Annotated in this window: 3 rRNA genes; all 3 read left to right on the top strand. The window is 56.2% G+C overall.

Features of this window, described 5'->3' with window-relative positions:
- Window positions 1-158, top strand: a 16S ribosomal RNA gene (locus tag AC1D1W_RS19970); the annotation flags it as partial.
- A gap of 541 nt (window positions 159-699) precedes the next feature.
- Window positions 700-3,846 (top strand): 23S ribosomal RNA (locus AC1D1W_RS19965).
- A gap of 220 nt (window positions 3,847-4,066) precedes the next feature.
- Window positions 4,067-4,183 (top strand): 5S ribosomal RNA (rrf, locus tag AC1D1W_RS19960).
- Window positions 4,184-4,225 lie beyond the last annotated feature (42 nt).

Genomic DNA, 4,225 nt, shown 5'->3' with positions numbered 1-4,225 from the left:
CCTTGTACACACCGCCCGTCAAGTCACGAAAGTTGGTAACACCCGAAGCCGGTGGCCTAACCCCTTGTGGGAGGGAGCTGTCGAAGGTGGGACTGGCGATTGGGACTAAGTCGTAACAAGGTAGCCGTACCGGAAGGTGCGGCTGGATCACCTCCTTTCTAAGGAGCACCTACAACTTTCCCTGCCGGGCGTTATGTSSGTGTGGTGGGGTTGTCAGGAGTACGCCCGTTGCGCAGACGCTAGTTCTGCGGCGGGTGCTCACGGGTGGAATATCAACRAATAGGTGCCTGGCGGCACAGGCCGGCAGYTAGTACGGATCGGGTCYCTTSRGGGTCCTGGTCCTGGAACGCWCGCCGGAATGARCTGCTGGGTAGTGTTTGGCACACTGTTGGGTCCTGAGRCAACAGGACCATGGCGCGGCCGCGTTGTCCTTCCCTTTCGGGGTGGGTGCGTGGCTGTGGTGTGGGGCTGGTTTGTTTCTGGTTTCCTGGCTGCACCGATCATACGGTTGTTCCCTTTTGTGGGGCGTGTGTGGGGTGTGTGGTACGGGGTTGTTGTTTGAGAACTACATAGTGGACGCGAGCATCTTTTATAAGAAGCAATTTCCAAGAATATGAACCTGGATCTGTCGCTGTTGCCTTTTGGGGTGATGGTGGTGGTTTCTGTGGTTCTCTCGAAAATTACTCCTTGATCTTTTGTGGTCAAGTTTTTAAGAGCACACGGTGGATGCCTTGGCATTAGGAGCCGAAGAAGGACGTAGGAATCTGCGATAAGCCTGGGGGAGTCGATAACCGGACTGTGATCCCAGGGTGTCCGAATGGGGAAACCCCGCCAGGGGCGCGAGCTGCCTGGTGACCCGCATCTGAACACATAGGGTGCGTGGAGGGAACGCGGGGAAGTGAAACATCTCAGTACCCGCAGGAAGAGAAAACAATAGTGATTCCGTCAGTAGTGGCGAGCGAACGCGGATCAGGCTAAACCGTTCCATGTGTGATAGCCGGCGGGCGTTGCATGGTCGGGGTTGTGGGACTTCCCACTCCAGCTCTGCCGGGCTGGGAAGGTGAGAGTGCAGGCATAGGTGAACGGTCTTGAAAGGCCGGCCGTAGAGGGTGTGAGCCCCGTAACCGAAATGTTGTGCACCGCCTGGTGAAGTATCCCAAGTAGCACGGGGCCCGAGAAATCCCGTGCGAATCTGTCAGGACCACCTGATAAGCCTAAATACTCCCTAATGACCGATAGCGGACCAGTACCGTGAGGGAAAGGTGAAAAGTACCCCGGGAGGGGAGTGAAACAGTACCTGAAACCGTGTGCTTACAATCCGTCGGAGCCTCCGCGAGCGATCGTGTTGGGGTGACGGCGTGCCTTTTGAAGAATGAGCCTGCGAGTTAGTGTTACGTCGCGAGGTTAACCCGTGTGGGGAAGCCGTAGCGAAAGCGAGTCTGAATAGGGCGTTGCAGTGGCGTGATCTAGACCCGAAGCGAAGTGATCTACCCATGGCCAGGTTGAAGCGACGGTAAGACGTCGTGGAGGACCGAACCCACTTCAGTTGAAAATGGAGGGGATGAGCTGTGGGTAGGGGTGAAAGGCCAATCAAACTTCGTGATAGCTGGTTCTCCCCGAAATGCATTTAGGTGCAGCGTTGCGTGTTTCTTACCGGAGGTAGAGCTACTGGATGGCTAATGGGCCCTACAAGGTTACTGACGTCAGCCAAACTCCGAATGCCGGTAAGTGAGAGCGCAGCAGTGAGACTGTGGGGGATAAGCTTCATAGTCGAGAGGGAAACAGCCCAGACCACCAACTAAGGCCCCTAAGCGTGTGCTAAGTGGGAAAGGATGTGGAGTTGCGAAGACAACCAGGAGGTTGGCTTAGAAGCAGCCATCCTTAAAAGAGTGCGTAATAGCTCACTGGTCAAGTGATTCCGCGCCGACAATGTAGCGGGGCTCAAGTACACCGCCGAAGTTGTGGATTTCAGACAWTAGCCAAGCTGCCCCCTTGTGGGGTTGGTTCAGGCGTCTGGAGTGGTAGGGGAGCGTCGTGTGGGCAGTGAAGTCGCGGTGGAAACCAGCGGTGGAGCCTACACGAGTGAGAATGCAGGCATGAGTAGCGAAAGACGGGTGAGAAACCCGTCCGCCGGATGATCAAGGGTTCCAGGGTCAAGCTAATCTGCCCTGGGTAAGTCGGGACCTAAGGCGAGGCCGACAGGCGTAGTCGATGGACAACGGGTTGATATTCCCGTACCGGCGAAAAACCGCCCATGCTGAACAGGGGATACTAACCGCCCGAAACCTGCCYKASCRCCCTTCGGGGTGTGTGGGTTTTGGTGGAGCGCGGGACCTGATCCTGGGAGGCAAGCGTATTAACAGGTGTGACGCAGGAAGGTAGCCGAGCCGGGCGATGGTTGTCCCGGTCTAAGGATGTAGGGCGAACGGTAGGCAAATCCGCCGTTCATGATGCCTGAGATCTGACGGGACCCCCGTAGGGGGGGATTCGGTGATCCTATGCTGCCGAGAAAAGCATCGACGCGAGGTTTTAGCCGCCCGTACCCCAAACCGACACAGGTGATCAGGTAGAGAATACTAAGGCGATCGAGAGAATTATGGTTAAGGAACTCGGCAAAATGCCCCCGTAACTTCGGGAGAAGGGGGGCCCCAACCTTGAACACCACTTGCTGGTGGGAGGGGATCGGGGCCGCAGAGACCAGGGGGAAGCGACTGTTTACTAAAAACACAGGTCCGTGCGAAGTCGCAAGACGATGTATACGGACTGACTCCTGCCCGGTGCTGGAAGGTTAAGAGGACCGGTTAGCCGCAAGGCGAAGCTGAGAATTTAAGCCCCAGTAAACGGCGGTGGTAACTATAACCATCCTAAGGTAGCGAAATTCCTTGTCGGGTAAGTTCCGACCTGCACGAATGGAGTAACGACTTCCCCGCTGTCTCAACCATAAACTCGGCGAAATTGCAGTACGAGTAAAGATGCTCGTTACGCGCAGCAGGACGGAAAGACCCCGAGACCTTTACTATAGTTTGGTATTGGTGTTCGGAGTGGCTTGTGTAGGATAGGTGGGAGACGTYGAAGCCCGGACGCCAGTTCGGGTGGAGTCATCGTTGAAATACCACTCTGGTCACTTTGGACATCTAACTTCGGCCCGTAATCCGGGTCAGGGACAGTGCCTGATGGGTAGTTTAACTGGGGCGGTTGCCTCCTAAAAAGTAACGGAGGCGCCCAAAGGTTCCCTCAGCCTGGTTGGCAATCAGGTGTCGAGTGTAAGTGCACAAGGGAGCTTGACTGTGAGAGAGACATCTCGAGCAGGGACGAAAGTCGGGACTAGTGATCCGGCGGTACATTGTGGAATGGCCGTCGCTCAACGGATAAAAGGTACCTCGGGGATAACAGGCTGATCTTGCCCAAGAGTCCATATCGACGGCATGGTTTGGCACCTCGATGTCGGCTCGTCGCATCCTGGGGCTGGAGTAGGTCCCAAGGGTTGGGCTGTTCGCCCATTAAAGCGGTACGCGAGCTGGGTTTAGAACGTCGTGAGACAGTTCGGTCCCTATCCGCTGCGCGCGCAGGAAATTTGAGAAGGGCTGTCCTTAGTACGAGAGGACCGGGACGGACGAACCTCTGGTGTGTCAGTTGTACTGCCAAGTGCACCGCTGATTAGCTACGTTCGGATGGGATAACCGCTGAAAGCATCTAAGCGGGAAGCTCGCTTCGAGATGAGATTTCCATACACCTTGTGTGTGAGAGGCCCCCAGCCAGACCACTGGGTTGATAGGCCGGATGTGGAAGCGAGGACTAACGACTCGTGAAGCTGACCGGTACTAATAGGCCGATAACTTACACCACACACCCWTCCCGTGAACGGATTCAAAAGACGTTCACACCAGGGGGAGGGTACAAAGAAACAAGACTGCTTGCGTCCACTATGTGGTTCCCAAMCAACAAACCCGTTACTTGACGGCACGTTGCGACAGGAACAAAACCACAACAAAATAACAACACCACAGATGTTGTAACCACTAGTTTTCCCCACCCCCGCCCAGCGGGTGCGTGGCGGAGCAAGGGTTACGGCGGTCATAGCGTGGGGGAAACGCCCGGTCCCATCCCGAACCCGGAAGCTAAGACCCACAGCGCCGATGGTACTGCACCCGGGAGGGTGTGGGAGAGTAGGTCACCGCCGGAACACCATTAACGGTCGAGGACCCCCACCACCAGGTGGGGGTCC

This window comes from Arthrobacter sp. P1_B4, assembly GCF_056406555.1.
Note: the sequence above shows the minus strand (reverse complement) of the source record. Positions and strands in the feature narration are given on the sequence as shown.